Source organism: Streptomyces sp. NPDC007856, from assembly GCF_042868225.1.
In the GTDB taxonomy this organism is placed as follows: Bacteria; Actinomycetota; Actinomycetes; order Streptomycetales; family Streptomycetaceae; genus Streptomyces.
The window spans coordinates 166,570-183,225 of the sequence record NZ_JBIAEC010000002.1; the positions used below are offsets into that span (position 1 = coordinate 166,570).

Annotated in this window: 18 protein-coding genes; 7 read left to right on the forward strand and 11 right to left on the reverse strand. The window is 72.6% G+C overall.

Annotation, left to right across the window (positions count from 1 at the left end):
- Positions 1-10 precede the first annotated feature (10 nt).
- From ACFYOH_RS05165 to ACFYOH_RS05185, 5 genes are read left to right on the forward strand one after another with little or no spacing between them, the layout of a single operon-like run.
- On the forward strand, positions 11-1,204 hold the full coding sequence (locus tag ACFYOH_RS05165) for an ADP-ribosylglycohydrolase family protein (RefSeq protein WP_388622316.1): 1,194 nt from the start codon (positions 11-13) through the stop codon (positions 1,202-1,204).
- Complete coding sequence (locus ACFYOH_RS05170; protein WP_388621341.1) at positions 1,192-2,574, forward strand: ADP-ribosylglycohydrolase family protein; 1,383 nt, start codon at positions 1,192-1,194, stop codon at positions 2,572-2,574. Before ACFYOH_RS05165 ends, ACFYOH_RS05170 begins: the two co-directional genes overlap by 13 nt.
- Complete coding sequence (rbsK, locus tag ACFYOH_RS05175) at positions 2,571-3,464, forward strand: ribokinase (RefSeq protein WP_388621343.1); 894 nt, start codon at positions 2,571-2,573, stop codon at positions 3,462-3,464. Before ACFYOH_RS05170 ends, rbsK begins: the two co-directional genes overlap by 4 nt.
- Positions 3,465-3,477: 13 nt before the next feature.
- Positions 3,478-4,677, forward strand: coding sequence for a CaiB/BaiF CoA transferase family protein (locus tag ACFYOH_RS05180; protein ID WP_388621345.1), 1,200 nt, complete (start codon positions 3,478-3,480; stop codon positions 4,675-4,677).
- Positions 4,674-5,486 carry an HpcH/HpaI aldolase/citrate lyase family protein gene (locus ACFYOH_RS05185; RefSeq protein ID WP_388621346.1) on the forward strand — a complete coding sequence of 271 codons (813 nt, stop codon included), beginning with the start codon at positions 4,674-4,676 and terminating at the stop codon, positions 5,484-5,486. Before ACFYOH_RS05180 ends, ACFYOH_RS05185 begins: the two co-directional genes overlap by 4 nt.
- Before the next feature lie 75 nt (positions 5,487-5,561).
- Here ACFYOH_RS05185 and lgt read toward each other — a convergent pair whose 3' ends face one another.
- The 9 genes from lgt to ACFYOH_RS05230 form a co-directional block, all read right to left on the reverse strand.
- Positions 5,562-6,542, reverse strand: coding sequence for a prolipoprotein diacylglyceryl transferase (lgt, locus tag ACFYOH_RS05190; RefSeq protein ID WP_388621348.1), 981 nt, complete (start codon positions 6,540-6,542; stop codon positions 5,562-5,564).
- Between the two features lie 101 nt (positions 6,543-6,643).
- Positions 6,644-7,420: a DsbA family protein gene (locus ACFYOH_RS05195; protein ID WP_388621349.1), complete on the reverse strand. Its 777-nt coding sequence runs from the start codon at positions 7,418-7,420 to the stop codon at positions 6,644-6,646.
- 111 nt (positions 7,421-7,531) lie between these two features.
- Positions 7,532-8,350 carry a tryptophan synthase subunit alpha gene (gene trpA, locus ACFYOH_RS05200; RefSeq protein WP_388621351.1) on the reverse strand — a complete coding sequence of 273 codons (819 nt, stop codon included), beginning with the start codon at positions 8,348-8,350 and terminating at the stop codon, positions 7,532-7,534.
- Positions 8,347-9,630 carry a tryptophan synthase subunit beta gene (gene trpB / locus ACFYOH_RS05205; RefSeq protein ID WP_388621353.1) on the reverse strand — a complete coding sequence of 428 codons (1,284 nt, stop codon included), beginning with the start codon at positions 9,628-9,630 and terminating at the stop codon, positions 8,347-8,349. Before trpB ends, trpA begins: the two co-directional genes overlap by 4 nt.
- A gap of 117 nt (positions 9,631-9,747) precedes the next feature.
- Positions 9,748-9,936: a tryptophan biosynthesis modulator TrpM gene (gene trpM / locus ACFYOH_RS05210; protein WP_388621355.1), complete on the reverse strand. Its 189-nt coding sequence runs from the start codon at positions 9,934-9,936 to the stop codon at positions 9,748-9,750.
- Positions 9,937-9,957: 21 nt separating this feature from the next.
- Positions 9,958-10,767, reverse strand: a complete 810-nt coding sequence (trpC, locus tag ACFYOH_RS05215; protein ID WP_055708900.1) for an indole-3-glycerol phosphate synthase TrpC — start codon at positions 10,765-10,767, stop codon at positions 9,958-9,960.
- A gap of 134 nt (positions 10,768-10,901) precedes the next feature.
- The gene (locus ACFYOH_RS05220) at positions 10,902-11,351 is read right to left on the reverse strand and encodes a DUF2752 domain-containing protein (protein WP_388621357.1); all 450 of its coding nucleotides are present in this window, start codon (positions 11,349-11,351) and stop codon (positions 10,902-10,904) included.
- A gap of 127 nt (positions 11,352-11,478) precedes the next feature.
- Positions 11,479-11,739, reverse strand: a complete 261-nt coding sequence (locus tag ACFYOH_RS05225) for an HGxxPAAW family protein (protein ID WP_388621359.1) — start codon at positions 11,737-11,739, stop codon at positions 11,479-11,481.
- Positions 11,740-11,910: 171 nt separating this feature from the next.
- Positions 11,911-12,549, reverse strand: coding sequence for a TIGR02234 family membrane protein (locus ACFYOH_RS05230; RefSeq protein ID WP_388622317.1), 639 nt, complete (start codon positions 12,547-12,549; stop codon positions 11,911-11,913).
- A gap of 288 nt (positions 12,550-12,837) precedes the next feature.
- On the opposite strand from ACFYOH_RS05230, the gene ACFYOH_RS05235 reads away from it, so the two are divergent.
- Positions 12,838-14,031, forward strand: a complete 1,194-nt coding sequence (locus ACFYOH_RS05235) for a peptidase S8 (RefSeq protein WP_388621361.1) — start codon at positions 12,838-12,840, stop codon at positions 14,029-14,031.
- A gap of 6 nt (positions 14,032-14,037) precedes the next feature.
- Here the strand turns inward: ACFYOH_RS05235 and ACFYOH_RS05240 are convergent, their stop codons facing one another.
- A complete protein-coding gene (locus ACFYOH_RS05240) occupies positions 14,038-15,516 on the reverse strand; it encodes an anthranilate synthase component I (RefSeq protein WP_388621363.1) in 1,479 nt (492 codons plus the stop codon).
- Between the two features lie 11 nt (positions 15,517-15,527).
- Positions 15,528-15,929 (reverse strand): phosphoribosyl-AMP cyclohydrolase, encoded by a 402-nt coding sequence (gene hisI / locus ACFYOH_RS05245; protein ID WP_388621365.1) that lies wholly within the window; start codon positions 15,927-15,929, stop codon positions 15,528-15,530.
- An 83-nt stretch (positions 15,930-16,012) separates the two neighbouring features.
- Here hisI and ACFYOH_RS05250 point away from each other — a divergent pair, with 83 nt between their 5' ends.
- Positions 16,013-16,648 carry a TIGR03085 family metal-binding protein gene (locus ACFYOH_RS05250; RefSeq protein ID WP_388621367.1) on the forward strand — a complete coding sequence of 212 codons (636 nt, stop codon included), beginning with the start codon at positions 16,013-16,015 and terminating at the stop codon, positions 16,646-16,648.
- Positions 16,649-16,656 lie beyond the last annotated feature (8 nt).

The following is a 16,656-nucleotide window of genomic DNA, read 5'->3' on the forward strand; positions in this document are numbered from 1 at the left end:
CATGACGCCCATGGAGTCCAAAGGACTCAAAGAAGAAGAAAGCAGCCCACCATGCCCGCCCGGTCTGGACGACCGGATCACCGGCGCCCTCGTCGGAGCCGCCGTCGGCGACGCCCTCGGCGGCCCGGTCGAGGGGTACTCCCCCGACCAGATCGCCGAGCGCCACGGCGGCCGCGTCCACGGCGTCGTCGGCCCCTGGCACGGCGACGACTGGCGCACCGCCCGCCCCATCGCGCCCTACCACAAGGGCGACGGCCACGTCACCGACGACACCCTGATGACGCATGCGCTGATCCGGGTGTACGCCCGCGTCCGCGACCACCTCGACGCATACGCGATCGCCGACCACCTGGTCCCGGACCTGATGACGAACCCGCGCTGGATCCCGGAGCTGGAGACCGAGGCCCTGCCGCTGCACCGCCTCTTCCTCGCCGAGAAATGGCTCGTGGCCCGGCTGGCCTACGGTCACGCCGACCCCCGGGAGGCCGGCGTCGGCAACATCGTCAACTGCGGCGCGGCGATGTACATGGCCCCCGTCGGTCTGGTCAACGCCGCCAACCCGGCCGCCGCCTACGCCGAGGCACTGGACATCGCCGGTGCGCACCAGTCGTCGTACGGCCGTGAGGCGGCCGGTGTCCTCGCCGCGGCCGTCGCCGCCGCCGCGACCCCGGGCGCGACCCCGGACTCGGTCGTCACCGCCTGTCTGTCCCTGGCGAAGGACGGCACGCGCGAGGCGATCGAGAAGGTCTGCGAAGTGGCCCGCGGCCACAGGGACTTCGAGTCGGCGCTGGGGCCGCTGCGCGCGGCGGTGGCGCCGTACGACACCGTCGGCCCGGACTACCGCGCCCCCTCCCTGGCCGCCCGCCGTCCCTCCCGGCTGCACGCGATCGAGGAACTGCCCATCGCGCTGGGCATGGTGCTGGTCTCCGGCGGCGACTACCGGCACGCCGTCCTCGGTGCCGTCAACTACGGCCGCGACTGCGACTCGATCGCCACGATGGCCGGTGCCCTCGCGGGCGCCCTGGGCTCGCCCGTCCCGGAGGACTGGGCGAAGACGGTGGCGGAGGCCAGCCGGCTGGACCTGTGGGAGCCGGCCCGCACGCTGGCCGGGGTCGCGCGGCAGGTCTTCGAACGGGATGTGCGCCGGCGGCGCGCGCACGAGCGGGCGTTCACCGCCCTCGGAGGCTCCGCATGCTCCGACTGACCTGGGTCCAGCCGGAGGACCTGCTCGGCCACGAGCTGCGCCAGGCCCGCCTGGACGGGCGGGAGCCGTCGGCGATCGAGGCACGGTGGCGAGCGGCGGGCGGCCCGGACGCGCCGCCCCGGGCGGGCGCGTCCGCCCACGGCGTCTCGCGGTATCTGCGCCTCCTGGCCGAAGACCTCCTGGACGAACTGGCCGACCTTCCCAGCGGCTTGTCCCACGACGAGCCGACCGACCTGGCCCGCATCAAGTCCCTGTGCCCCAACTGGCCGGACCCGCCGGCGCGGGCGAGCGAAACCCACCCCCGGCCGGCCCCCACCCCGGCCGGCCTCGAAGCCGCCTGGCTCGGCCGGGCCATCGGGTGCCTCCTCGGCAAGCCCGTCGAAAAGCTCCCCCTCGACGGCATCCGCGCCCTCGCCCAGGCCACCGGCAACTGGCCCCTCACCACGTACTTCACGGCCCGCGGCGTCCCCGAGGACCTCCTCGCCCAGTACCCCTGGAACCGCCGCTCCGCCCCCACCTCCCTCGCCGAGAACATCGACGGCATGCCGGAGGACGACGACCTCAACTACCCCCTCCTGAACCTTCTGCTCCTCCGTCGTCACGGCAGGACCTTCAGCACCGCCGACGTGGCCCGGCTCTGGCTGGACGAACTCCCGCCCGGCCGCACCTTCACGGCCGAACGCGTCGCCTGCCGCAACCTCCTCACCGGCATCGAGCCCCCGCACACCGCCCGCCACCGCAACCCCTTCCGCGAGTGGATCGGCGCCCTGATCCGCGCCGATGTGCACGGCTGGGCCAACCCCGGCGACCCGGGCGCCGCCGCCGGACAGGCGCACCGCGACGCGGTCCTCACCCACACCGCCAACGGCGTCTACGCGGCGATGTTCACGGCCGCCGTCATCGCCACCGCCGCCACCGGAAGCCAGGACGTCCACACCTGTCTGCGCACCGGCCGCCGGGTGATCCCGCCCCGCTCCCGGCTCGCGCGGGCGATCGACCACGCCGTCCGACTGGCCGAGTCCCACGAGGACTTCGACGACGTCGTCGACGAGCTCCACGCCCGCTACTCCCCCGCCCACCACTGGGTGCACGCCATCCCCAACACCGCCCTGATCGCCGCCGCCCTCACCCACGCGGACGGCGACTTCACCGGCTCCGTCTGCCGTGCGGTCTCGGGGGGCCTGGACACCGATTCCGCCGGCGCCACGGCCGGCAGCATCGCGGGACTGCTCGCGGGCGACCCCGCCGCGCTCCCCGACCGCTGGCGGGCCCCGCTGAAGAACCGGCTCGCCACCACCGTCGCCGACTTCGACGGCACCGGCTTCGACACCCTCGCCCATCTCACCCACCTGGAGGCGACCCGCCCATGACCCACATCGTCGTCCTCGGCAGCACGAACATGGACCTCGTCACCTATGTCGCGAAGGCGCCGCAGCGCGGCGAGACCGTGACGGGGCGCGAGTTCCACACCATCCCCGGCGGCAAGGGGTCCAACCAGGCGATCGCCGCGGCCCGCGCCGGCGCCACCGTCTCGATGATCGGCGCGGTCGGCAACGACGCCTTCGGGCTGCGGCTGCGCGACACCCTCGAACACTCCGGCGTGGACACCGACTCCCTGCGCACGGTCGAGGGACCGTCCGGCACCGCGCACATCGTGGTGGACGACGAGGGCACCAACTCCATCGTCGTCATCCCCGGCGCGAACGGCACCGTCGACCACCTCTCCCCCGGCGACGAGGGAGTGATCGCCTCCGCCGACGCCCTGCTGCTGCAGCTGGAGATCCCGCTGCGCGCGGTCGTCGCCGGTGCGCAGGCGGCGCGCCGGCACGGGGTCCGTACGGTGCTCACCCCGTCCCCCGCCCAGCCGCTGCCGCCCGAACTCCTCGCCGCGACCGACCTGTTGGTGCCCAACGAGTACGAGGCGGTCACCCTCACCGGCCGCACCGACCCGCGCGAGGCCGCCGCCGCCCTGCTGGACCTGGTGCCGGAGGTGGCCGTCACCCTGGGCGCCACCGGCAGCCTGTATCTGGCCCGGGGCACCGAGCCGCTCGTGACGCCGGCGCCGACGGTGACCGCCGTCGACCCCACGGGCGCCGGTGACACCTTCGTCGGCGCGCTCGCGGTGGCCCTCGCCGAGGAGAAACCGGTACAGGAGGCCCTGTCCTGGGCTGCGGCCGCCGCGGCGATCTCCGTCCAGCGGGCCGGGGCGTCGGTGTCGATGCCGTACCGCCCGGAGATCGACGCCCAGTTCACGGCGTGAGGTACGACGACGCATGAGTACGACGAATCCCCCGCCCCTGTCCGGTCTGCGGGTGCTGGACCTGGCGACCCTGTTCGCGGGCCCCATGGCCGCCACGCTGCTCGGCGACTTCGGCGCCGAGGTGATCAAGGTCGAGCATCCGGAGCGGCCCGACCCCTCCCGCGGGCACGGCCCGGCCAAGCACGGCGTCGGCCTGTGGTGGAAGGTGCTCGGCCGCAACAAGCGGACCATCACCCTGGACCTGTCCACGCCCGGCGGCCGTGCCACCCTGCTCCGGCTCGCCGCCAGCGCCGACGTCGTGATCGAGAACTTCCGCCCGGGCACCCTGGAGAAGTGGGATCTGGGCTGGGCGGAACTGGCCGCCGCCAACCCCCGGCTGGTCCTCGCCCGGGTGACGGCCTTCGGACAGTTCGGGCCGTACGCGCACCGTCCCGGCTTCGGCACCCTCGCCGAGGCGATGAGCGGCTTCGCCGCGATCACCGGCGAGCCGGACGCGCCGCCCACGCTTCCGCCCTTCGGGCTCGCCGACTCGGTCGCGGGCCTGGCGACCGCCTACGCCGTGCTCACCGCGCTGTCCGCACGGGAGCGCACCGGCGCCGGGCAGGTCGTCGACATGGCGATCATCGAGCCGATCCTGTCGGTCCTCGGCCCCCATCTCACCTGGTACGACCAGCTCGGCCATGTCCAGGAACGCACCGGCAACCGGTCCGCGAACAACGCCCCGCGCAACACCTACCGCACCGCCGACGGCCACTGGGTCGCCGTCTCCACCTCCGCGCAGTCGGTCGCGGAGCGGGTGCTGCGCCTGGTGGGCCGCCCGGAGCTGACCGAGGAACCGTGGTTCGCCACCGGCGCGGACCGCGCCGCGCACGCCGACGTCCTGGACCAGGCGGTCGGCTCCTGGATCGCCGCCCGCACCCGCGCCGAGGTCCTCGCGGCCTTCGAGAAGGCTCAGGCGGCGGTGGCCCCCGTCCAGGACGTCCGGGACGTCCTGGCCGACCCCCAGTACCAGGCGCTGCGCACGGTCACCACCGTCGACGACCCCGAGCTGGGCCCGCTGCGCATGCAGAACGTCCTCTTCCGGCTCTCCGCGACGCCCGGCGCGATCCGCTGGGCCGGCCGCCCGCACGGCGCGGACACCGAGGCCGTGCTCACCGAACTGGGCCTCACCCCCGCCGAGCTGCGCGCCCTGCGCGAGGAGGGCGCCCTGTGACCCCGCACCCGCTCACCTGGCTCTACGTCCCCGGCGACCGCCCGCCCGTGGTGGCCAAGGCGCTGGCCGCGGGCGCCGACGTGGTGGTGATCGACCTGGAGGACGCGGTCGCCCGGGACCGCAAGGAGCACGCCCGCGCGGCCACGGCCGAGCTGCTCACCGACCCCCAGCCGGTCCCGGTCCACGTCCGGGTCAACGCCTCGGACAGCCCCTGGGCCGCGGCCGATCTGGCGGCCCTCGCCGCGCTTCCCGGCCTGGCGGCCCTGCGGCTCCCGAAGGTGACCGGTCCGGCCGAGATCAGGCAGGTCGCCGCCGCCACCCCTGTGCCGCTGTACGCGCTGCTGGAGTCGGCCCTCGGCATCGAGCACGCACACGCCATCGCCACCGCCCACCCCGCCCTGCGGGGCATCGCCCTCGGCGAGGCGGATCTGCGGGCCGACCTGGGGGTACGGTCCGACGCGGGCCTCGACTGGCCGCGCTCCCGGGTGATCGTCGCCGCCCGCGCGGCCGGCCTCGCCCCACCCCCGCAGTCGGTCCACCCCGACATCCGCGATCTGGACGGCCTCGCCGCCTCCTGCGCCCATGGCCGCTCCCTCGGCTTCCTGGGCCGCGCGGCCATCCATCCCCGGCAGCTCCCGGTGATCGAACGGGCCTACCTGCCCACCCCGGCGGAGATCGAACACGCGGAGACGGTCCTGAAGGCAGCCGCGACGAAAGAGGGCGCCCAGGCCCTCCCGGACGGCAGATTCATCGACGCGGCGGTGGTGGCGATGGCCCACCGCACCCTGTCCCTGGCGGCGAGAGCCTGACCTCTTCCTCCGCCCGCACGCGCCGAGGGCGCCCGGAACGAACTCCGGGCGCCCTCGGCGTCGTAAGACCAGCGGTCAGCTCTTCTTGGTCGCCGACTCGGCCTCGCCCTTCGCCTCCGCGGCCTCCGCGGCTTCCACGGCCTCCGGCTCGGCATTGTCCTCGGGCTTGTCCTCGGCCTTGTTCTCAGCCTTGTCCTCGGCCTCGTCGGCAGTTTCCGTACCGTCGGCCGGACCCTCGGCGACACCGGGCTCGACCACCGCTTCCCTGCCCGGCCGCTTCTTGGACGACACCACGATGTACGTCACCGCCAGCAGGAACACGATCAGCGCGGTCCAGTCGTTCAGGCGGAGGCCCAGGATGTGGTGCGCGTCGTCCACGCGCATGTACTCGATCCAGCCGCGGCCCACGCAGTAGGCCGCGACGTAGAGGGCGAAGGCGCGGCCATGGCCGAGCGTGAAGCGGCGGTCGGCCCAGATGACCAGGAGAGCCACGCCGATGCACCACAGCGACTCGTACAGGAAGGTCGGGTGGTAGTAACCCGGCACCCGGCCGCCCTCGGAGGAGGTGATGTGCAGGGCCCAGGGAACATGCGTCTCACGGCCGTACAGCTCCTGGTTGAACCAGTTGCCCCAGCGGCCGATGGCCTGCGCGAACGCGATGCCGGGGGCGACGGCGTCGGCGTACGCCGGCATCGGGATGCCCCGGCGCCGCGCGCCGATCCACGCGCCGAGCGCGCCGAGCGCGATCGCGCCCCAGATGCCCAGGCCGCCCTGCCACACCTTGAAGGCGTCCACCCAGTCACGGCCCGGGCTGAAGTACAGCTCGTAGTCCGTGATCACGTGGTAGAGCCGGCCGCCGACCAGACCGAACGGCACAGCCCAGACCGCGATGTCGGCGACGGTACCGGCCCGCCCGCCGCGGGCGATCCAGCGCTTGTTGCCGAGCCAGACGGCGACGAAGACGCCGATGATGATGCAGAAGGCGTAGCCGCGCAGCGGGATGGGGCCGAGATACAGCACCCCGCGCGACGGGCTGGGAATGTAGGCAAGTTCCATGGCAAGTCCGACGCTACCGTGCCGGGCCGTGGTGACGGCAAGCAGCCCGGCTACGGGTCCATAACGGGGGCGTGAGAAAACGGGCGGCGGAAGCAAGATCCTTACCGCCGGTTGGCCGCCTCCACCATCTGCTTGAGCTTGGCCGGGGTCATGCCCTGCTGCTGGTAGATGCTCTTGCCGTCGAGCAGGACCGTGGGCGTGGAGTTGAGACCGCTGGTCTGGAAGGCCTTGTGGGACTTGTTGACCCAGCTGTCGTGGGTGCCGTCCTTGACGCACTTCTGGAACGCGGGGGTGTCCAGGCCACCGACCTTGCCGGCCAGGTCGATCAGCTTGGCGTTGTCCGCGAACGCGTCGTCGGTCTCCTTGGGCTGGTTCGCGTACAGCACGTCGTGGTAATCGCGGAACTTTCCGGCGTCCTGGGCGCAGGCCGCGGCGTTGGCGCCGCGCAGGGAGCCGGTGCCGCCGAGGTTGCCGTCGATCAGCCGGACCAGGTGGTACTCGATTCTGAGCTTGCCGGAGTCGGCCAGTTCGTGGAGCGTCGGGCGGTAGGCGGTCTCGAAGGCCTGGCAGGCCGGGCAGCGGACGTCCTCCCAGACGGTGAGCGTCGACTTGGCGCCGTCCTTGCCGACCGGGACGGCGAGGCTGTCCTTGCCCTGCGCGCCCGAGGGCGCCACGACCGGGCCCGCCTTCTCGCTGCTCTTGTTCTTGCCGGCGTTCGCGGCGAGCACGCCGATCACCGCCGCGAGGCCGAGGACGCAGACGATGCTCACGCCCACGATCAGCGTGCGCCTCCGCTTCTCCGCGGCCTTCTGCTTCTCACGCTCGACCGCCAGCCGCTCCCGGGCGGTGCGCTTTCCGTCACGGTTCTTCTCGCTCACACCCCCAGAACGAACCGGGGAGGCGCAGCGCGCCTCCCCGGTCCCAGGTCCACCCGTTCGGGTGAGCGAATGTTCTGACGGGGGTGTTCTGATAGGGAAAGTGACCTGCGGTTACGCCTCTCCGCGCACGCCCTTCGCCAGCTCCCCGGCCAGCTCGCGGACCCCCTCCAGGCCGGCCGCATGGTCGGGGGCGTCCAGCATCCGCTTCACGAAGGCCGAGCCGACGATGACGCCGTCGGCGAAGCCGGCGACCTCGGCGGCCTGAGCGCCGTTGGAGACGCCGAGCCCGACGCAGACGGGCAGCCCGGTGCCGGTGGCGCGGGTGCGCTCGACCAGGTTCTGGGCCTGCGCGCCGACGGATTCGCGGGTGCCGGTGACACCCATCAGCGAGGCCGCGTAGACGAAGCCGCTGCCCGCCGCGGTGATCTGGGCGAGCCGCTCGTCCTTGCTGCTCGGCGCCACGACGAACACGGTCGCGAGGCCGTGCTTCTCGGCGTGCTCCCGCCACAGCGCCGACTCCTGGACGGGCAGGTCGGGCAGGATGCAGCCCGCGCCGCCCGCCTCGCCCAGCTCGGCGGTGAACCGCTCGACGCCGTAGCGGTCGATGGGGTTCCAGTAGGTCATGACGAGGACCGGCTTCCCGGTCGCCTCATACGCCTCACGGACCGTGCGCATGACGTCGGCGATCTTGACGCCGCCGCGCAGGGCGATGTCGTCGGCGGTCTGGATGACCGGGCCGTCGAGGACGGGGTCGCTGTGCGGCAGTCCCACCTCCACCACGTCCGCCCCGCCGCCGAAGACGGCCTTGATCGCCTCGATGCCGCCGTCCACGGTCGGGAACCCGGCCGGGAGGTAGGCGATGAGCGCGGACCGGCCCTCGGCCTTGGCGGCGGCCAGGGTGTCCGACAGCAGCTGGATCTTCCCGCTCACTTGGCGTCCCCCTCGATCTCGGCGGTGTCGGCTTCGTCGGCGGCCACCTCGGCGTCGGTGTCGTACAGGCCGAAGTAGCGGGCGGCGGTGTCCATGTCCTTGTCGCCGCGGCCGGACAGGTTGACGACGATCAGGCCGTCCTTGCCCAACTCCCTGCCTACCTCCAGGGCGCCGGCGAGGGCGTGGGCGCTCTCGATGGCCGGGATGATGCCCTCGGTGCGGGACAGCAGACGCAGCGCCTGCATGGCCGCGTCATCGGTGATCGCGCGGTACTCGCCGCGGCCGGAGTCCTTGAGGTAGGAGTGCTCCGGGCCGATGCCCGGGTAGTCCAGACCGGCCGAGATGGAGTACGGCTCGGTGATCTGGCCCTCGTCGTCCTGCAGGACGTACGAGCGGGAACCGTGCAGGATGCCCGGCTCGCCGGCGGTCAGGGTGGCCGCGTGCTCACCGGTCTCGATGCCGTGCCCGGCCGGTTCGCAGCCGATGAGCCGGACCCCCTCGTCGGGGATGAAGGCGTGGAAGAGGCCGATGGCGTTGGAGCCGCCGCCGACGCACGCGATCGCGGCGTCGGGCAGGCGCCCGGCGCGCTCCAGGAGCTGGCGGCGGGCCTCCACGCCGATCACTCGGTGGAAGTCGCGGACCATGGCCGGGAAGGGGTGCGGGCCGGCGACAGTACCGAACAGGTAGTGGGTGTGGTCGACGTTCGCCACCCAGTCGCGGAACGCCTCGTTGATGGCGTCCTTGAGCGTGCGGCTGCCGGACTTCACCGCGACGACCTCGGCGCCGAGCATGCGCATGCGGGCCACGTTCAGGGCCTGGCGCCTGGTGTCGACCTCGCCCATGTAGATGGTGCAGTCGAGGCCGAACAGGGCGCAGGCGGTCGCGGTCGCGACGCCGTGCTGGCCGGCCCCGGTCTCCGCGATCACGCGCGTCTTGCCCATCCGCTTGGTGAGCAGCGCCTGACCGAGGACGTTGTTGATCTTGTGGGAGCCGGTGTGGTTGAGGTCCTCGCGCTTGAGGAACACGCGAGCGCCACCCGCTTCCGCGGCAAAACGCGGGACCTCGGTGAGGGAGCTGGGGCGGCCGGTGTAGTTGACCATCAGGTCGTCGAGTTCCCGGGCGAACTCGGGGTCGTGCTTGGCCTTGTCGTACTCCACGGCGACCTCGTCCACGGCGGCGACGAGGGCCTCCGGGATGAACTTGCCGCCGAACGCGCCGAAGTAGCCTTCGGCGCTGGGGACTTGACCCTGTGGATCAGGGAAGAAGAAGTTGCTGGGCATGCCGAAACCTCACGGTGAGTGCGTGTGAAAAGACACTATTCGCCGTGGGGGCGGGGATTTGTCCTTTGACTGCGGGCCGCCAGTGGCTTGTCGCGCCCGCGCGGCGGTAGCCGCAAATCAAACAGAGCCCCGCGCCCCTTGGGTTGGCTGCTGCCATCGCATGCCGTTGACCTGCCCGGGCTCATCGCCGATGACGTACCGCACCCTGCGGCCGTGGACGCGCCTCGCCGGGGCGCGGCAGCCCCTTGGGCGGCAGCCGCGCGCCAGGCGGGCGTACCGGTCGACGGTCGTCACGGTGAGAGTCATCGGGGTCAGCCTACCGAATGATCAGCTCCGGCCGTGCCGCAGCGCGGGGTGTTCCCCCGCCGCGACCAGGTCGGCGACGGCGGTCTTGGGGTCGCGCCCGGTGACCAGGGACTCGCCGACCAGGACCGCGTCGGCGCCGGCGTTGGCGTAGGCGATCAGGTCGTGCGGGCCACGGACACCGGATTCGGCGACCTTGACGATGTGGTCGGGGATCTCCGGCGCGACCCGCTCGAACGTGCCGCGGTCCACCTCAAGGGTCTTGAGGTTGCGCGCGTTGACGCCGATGACCTTGGCGCCCGCGTCCACGGCCCGCTCGACCTCGTCCTCGTCGTGCACCTCGACGAGCGGGGTGAGCCCGATCGACACCGCGCGCTCGATCAGCGACTCCAGGGCCGGCTGGTCCAGGGCGGCCACGATCAGCAGGGCGAGGTCGGCGCCGTACGCCCGGGCCTCCCACAGCTGGTACGACGTGACGATGAAGTCCTTGCGGAGCACCGGGATGTCCACGCGCGCGCGGACGGCCTCCAGGTCGGCCAGCGAGCCGCCGAAGCGGCGCTGTTCGGTGAGGACGGAGATGACGGCCGCGCCGCCCGCCTCGTAGTCCGCGGCGAGCCCGGCCGGGTCGGCGATCGCCGCCAACGCGCCCTTGGAGGGGCTGGAGCGCTTGACCTCGCAGATCACCTTGACGCCGTCGCCCTTGAGCGCGGCCACCCCGTCCTTGGCGGCGGGAGCCTTGGCCGCGCGCTCCTTGAGCTCGTCGAGGCTGACGCGTGCCTGCCGCTCCGCGAGGTCGGCACGGACTCCGTCGATGATCTCGTCGAGCACACTCACGCGAGCGGCCCCCTTTCAGACGGTGGTTCCTTCAGGTTTTGAAAACCCGTGGTCATTGCGATGGTATCCGCAGGAGCGCGGAGCCCTCGCATCCGGTGGACGCCGGTCCCACTACCTGGACCTCCACTATGTGATCAAGGGTGCAGCCAGCCGCCCGAGGGCAGGTTCCGGACAGCCGTGAACACCAGCAGCAGCGCACCGAGCGCCCACAGGTGCGCCGGCCGCGGATCGAGCCGCACCGGCCGGCCGCGCACGGCGTGCACCACCCATACGGTCCACAGCACCGCGAAGCCCAGGTAGGCGGCCACGCCCAGCGCGTTGTCCCGCAGCGCGGTGAGCAGGTCGCCGTGGACGAAGGCGTGGGCGCTGCGCAGTCCGCCGCAGCCGGGGCAGTACAGGCCGGTGATCCGGTACAGCGGGCAGACCGGGTAGTGGCCGGGCTCGTTCGGGTCGACGGCGCCCACGTAGACGAAGGCCCCGGCGACGGCCGCGAGGAGCCCCGCCGGGACGGCGAGGCGCCGCCACACCGGGCCGGCGGGCGCGGTACGGGCGACGAGCGGGAACGGACGGCTCTCGGCGTTCACCCGATCATTGTCCCCCGCGGTCCGGCGGCACGCGCGTCCGGCCACCGGAATCCCCTGGACACCGCGAGGGGCGGCCCGCACCCTCCGCGGGTGCCGGGCCGCCCCTCGGGGAAGCGGTGTCCGGGCTTCAGCTCTCCGCGCCGGCCGGCTCACGGGTCGCGAGGGGGGCGCCGCTCATCTGGAGAGGGACCTGCTTCTGACCCATGCCCATGGCGCGCATGATGCCGCCGACCACCGCGCCGCCGAGGATCAGCACCATGCCGGCCCAGAAGCCGACCGGCTGGGCCATCACCATGAAGGCGCCCGCGACGCAGAAACCGATGAAGGAAATGATGACACCGGTCCAGGCGGCCGGGGTGTGACCGTGGCCGTGGCTGCTGCCCGCCATGTCTGTGCTCCTCGTTGCTGTGTACGTGTCCCAGAAGAGCGGCGTACGTGTCGTACGGCTCCGAGCCCGACCGTCACTGTCCGAGCCGGACGCTCGTCGTCCATTGTCCCGTACGCGCGCCCGTGCCGGACGCGGGGGTGGCGTCTGGTTCGCCACACCCGGGCCCTCGGTTCAGGTCCCGGTGGGGTCCTCTCCCCGGTCCAGGGCGTTCCAGATCTCCTCGGGCCGTTCCGGGTCGACCGGGCGGGCCTTGCGGCGCGGGCGGTCGGTGCCGCGCTCGTAGCGGCCGGACATGGCGGGCCACAGGTTGCCGTAGCGCAGCGCCAGCAGGCCGGCCAGCAGGATCAGCAGTCCGCCGGCGGCCGCGACGTAGGGCCAGCCGGTGTGGCTGAGCGCGGCGACGGTGGCGGAGGTGTCGCCGCTCGCCTGTGCGGCCTTCTCGTCCAGCGCCGAGCTGTCGGAGGCGGACACGAGCGCGGCGGCCATGATGCCGGCGCCGGACAGCGCGAGCAGCCCGGCGACGACCAGCCGGCCGGCCCTGCGGACGGCGAAGACGGCGACGAGCGCGGCGAGGCCCACTATGGCGAGGGCCGCGGGGACGCCCGTGACGTCGCTGCCCTTGGCGGTCAGCGGGAACGCGCCGCCGGCCACCGTCGCGGTGCCCTCGGCCCAGCGCTGCCGGGTGGCGAGCAGCGCCACGGCCGCGCCGAGCGCACCGCACAGGAGGGCCACGGCGAGGCTCCGCCGGCCGGAGCGGACGGGCTCGGCGGCTTCGGTACGAGGGTGAGGAACAGCAGTCACGCACTCCACTATCGCCTGAACCCCGCGCGAACCGTCACCCGGGTCCGTCAAGCCATGGGTGGGTCGAGTTTCGGCCATGATCCGCTCACGAACCGCACATGAACGTCCCAGGAACCGCAAAGGAACGTTCACAGTTCAACATCCATCTTGTTGACGTGGCCCCGCCATCCGTACGTTCTGCGCCACCACGGCACGACACCACACGCCGTGGTGGCACTCGCGCACCCCCCACAGCCCTTCCCGGTTCACCCACCTCGCGGAGGACGTACGTTGCGCAGAACCGCTTCCCTCACCGCCGTGGCCACACTCGCCACGGCCGCCCTCGCCCTGGCCGCCCCGGTCGGCCAGGCCGCCCAGGCCACCGCCTCCTCGTCCCACGGCGTGGCCGTCGCGCATGCCTGCGGCGCCCCGACGCAGAAGGGCGAGATGGCCTGCAACGCCCTCAAGGTCACCTCGGGCACCCCGAAGTCGGCGCACGCCGAGAGCGATCTGACCGCGGCCGCCGCGCCCTCCGGCTACGGCCCGGCCTCGCTGCAGGCGGCGTACAACCTGCCCTCCGCGAGCGGCGGTTCGGGCCAGACGGTGGCGATCGTCGACGCCTACGACGACCCGAGCGCCGAGTCCGACCTCGCCGTCTACCGCTCCCAGTACGGCCTGTCCGCCTGCACGACCGCCAACGGCTGCTTCCAGAAGGTGGACCAGAACGGCGGCACCAAGTACCCGCGCGGCAACTCCGGCTGGGCCGAGGAAATCTCCCTCGACCTCGACATGGTCAGCGCGGCCTGCCCGAACTGCAAGATCCTGCTGGTGGAGGCGAGTTCCTCCAGCATGACCAACCTGGGTACGGGCGTGAACACCGCGGTCCGGCTGGGCGCGAAGTTCGTCTCCAACAGCTACGGCGGCTCCGAGTCCGCCAGCGACGCGACCTACGACTCCTCCTACTTCAACCACCCGGGTGTCGCCATCACCGTCTCCTCCGGTGACAACGGCTACGGCGTCGAGTACCCGGCGGCGTCGAAGTACGTGACGGCGGTGGGCGGTACGTCCCTGAAGACGGCCTCCAACTCGCGCGGCTGGACGGACACGGTGTGGAGCGGGGCCGGCTCCGGCTGCTCCGCGTACGACGCCAAGCCCAGCTGGCAGAAGGACTCCGGCTGTGCGAACCGCACGGTCGCGGACGTCTCGGCGGTCGCCGACCCCAACACCGGTGTCGCGGTGTACGACACCTACGGGCAGGGCAGCGGCTGGATGGTCTTCGGCGGCACCAGCGCCTCCTCCCCGCTGATCGCGGCGACCTACGCGCTGGCCGGCGCCCCGTCCGCCGGCTCCTCCCCGGCGTCCTTCCCGTACGCGCACACCTCGGCGCTGAACGACGTCACCAGCGGCTCCAACGGCAGCTGCGGCGGCTCGTACCTGTGCACCGGCACCACCGGGTACGACGGGCCGACCGGGCTCGGCACCCCGAACGGCACCGCCGCGTTCACCGGCTGAACTCTCCTATGAGTTGAGCCTGTTGGCCGTGTGCACCGCGCGGAGGACCGCCGCCGCCTTGTTGCGGCACTCCTGGTCCTCCGCCACCGGGTCGGAGTCGGCGACGATGCCGGCTCCGGCCTGCACATATGCCGTGCCGTCCCGCAGCAGGGCGGTGCGGATGGCGATCGCGGTGTCGGAGTCGCCCGCGAAGTCCAGATAGCCGACGCAGCCGCCGTACAGGCCGCGCCGGGACGGCTCCAGTTCGTCGATGATCTGCATCGCGCGGGGCTTGGGGGCGCCGGAGAGGGTGCCCGCCGGGAAGCACGCGGTGAGCACGTCGAAGGCCGTGCGGCCCTCGGCCACCCTGCCGGTGACGGTCGAGACGATGTGCATGACGTGCGAGTAGCGCTCGATGGACATGAAGTCGACCACCTCGACGGAGCCGGGCTCGCAGACCCGGCCGAGGTCGTTGCGCCCGAGGTCGACGAGCATCAGGTGCTCGGCGCGCTCCTTGGGGTCGGCCATCAGCTCCTCGGCGAGGGCCTGGTCCTGCTGCGGGGTGGTCCCGCGGGGCCGGGTGCCGGCGATGGGGTGGACCATCGCGCGTCCGTCCTCGACCTTCACCAGCGCCTCGGGGGACGAGCCGACGACGTCGAAGCCCTCGAAGCGGAACAGGTACATGTACGGGGAGGGGTTCGTGGCCCGCAGCACCCGGTAGACGTCGAGGGCGCTCGCGCTGCACGGGGTCTCGAAGCGCTGCGAGGGCACGACCTGGAAGGCCTCGCCCGCGCGGATGCGCTCCTTGACGTCCTCGACGGCCACCTGGAAGTCGGGGCCGCCCCACAGCGCGGTGTACTCGGGCAGTTCGGAGGGCGGCAGCACGGCAGGGGGCTGGGCGACCGCGCGCGTGAGGTCGGCCTCCATGGCGTCGAGCCGGGCCACCGCGTCGGCGTAGGCCTCGTCCACACCGGTGTCGAGGTCGTTGTGGTTGATCGCGTTGGCGATCAGCAGGACCGAGCCCTCCCAGTGGTCCATGACGGCGAGGTCGCTGGTCAGAAGCATGGTCAGCTCGGGCAGCTTCAGGTCGTCGCGCTCGCCGGGGCCGATCTTCTCCAGGCGGCGGACGATGTCGTAGCCCAGATAGCCGACCATGCCTCCGGTGAAGGGCGGCAGTCCTTCCTGCTGCGGGGTGTGCAGGGCCTGGATCGTGGCGCGCAGGGCCTTCAGGGGGTCGCCGTCCGCGGGCACGCCTACCGGCGGCGTGCCGAGCCAGTGCGCCTGTCCGTCGCGCTCCGTCAGCGTCCCGGCGGACCGGACGCCGACGAAGGAGTACCGGGACCAGGAGCGGCCGTTCTCCGCGGACTCCAGAAGGAAGGTGCCGGGGCGCTCGGCGGCCAGTTTGCGGTACAGCGCGACCGGGGTGTCGCCGTCGGCGAGGAGCTTGCGCGTCACGGGGATGACGCGCCGGTCGGTGGCGAGCTTGCGGAAGGTCTCGAGGTCCATGGCGGCCGACCTTACTGATCAGATGCCGGAGCGGCGGAATCGGCGTCCTTGAGGAGCACGTCCTCGTCGAAGCAGGTGCGCGCCCCGGTGTGGCAGGCCGCGCCCACCTGGTCGACCTTGACCAGGACGGTGTCGGCGTCGCAGTCCAGCGCGACCGACTTCACCCACTGGACGTGGCCCGAGGTGTCGCCCTTGACCCAGTACTCGCGGCGGCTGCGGGACCAGTAGGTGCAGCGGCCGGTGGTCAGGGTGCGATGCAGCGCCTCGTCGTCCATCCAGCCGAGCATGAGCACCTCACCGGTGTCGTACTGCTGGGCGATGGCGGGCAGGAGACCGTCCGCGCTGCGCTTGAGGCGGGCGGCGATCTCCGGGTCGAGGCTGCTGGGCCGGGGAGTCCCGGTCGTACTGGTCATGGATGCCATTGTGCCGCGCGGGTACGACAACGCCGGTGCCGTGTCCACTGCGCGGACCGAGCACCTGGTCGTAGGCTGACTCCATGTCGACCTTCGCCAAGCGTGAACGGCTTCTGCTCGCGGACCTCTTGGAAACCGTCGGTCCGGACGCCGACACCCTCTGCGAGGGCTGGCGGACCCGGGACCTGGCCGCGCATGTCGTCGTGCGCGAGCGCCGCCCGGACGCGGCCGGGGGCACGCTGATCAAGCAGCTCGCGCCGCGCCTGGAGAAGGTGATGGCCGAGTACGCCGCGAAGCCGTACGAGGAGCTGATCCAGCTGATCCGTACCGGCCCGCCGCGCTTCTCCCCCTTCCAGCTCAAGCAGGTCGACGAGGCGGCCAACATCGTCGAGTTCTACGTCCACACCGAGGACGTCCGCAGGGCCCAGCCGGACTGGAGCCCGCGCGAGCTGGACCCCGTCTTCCAGGACGCCCTGTGGTCCCGGCTGGAGCGCACCGCGCGGCTGGTGGCCCGAGGTGTGCCGACGGGCCTGGTGCTGCGCCGCCCGGACGGGCAGACCGCCGTGGCACACCGGGGCGCGCCGGTGGTCACGGTGACCGGCGAGCCGTCGGAGCTGCTGATGTTCGTGTTCGGGCGGCAGAACGCGGCCGAGGTGGAGGTCGAGGGCGAGACGGACGCGATCACCAAGCTGACCGAGTCCAGGCAGCTGGGCATCTGAGCGTCTTC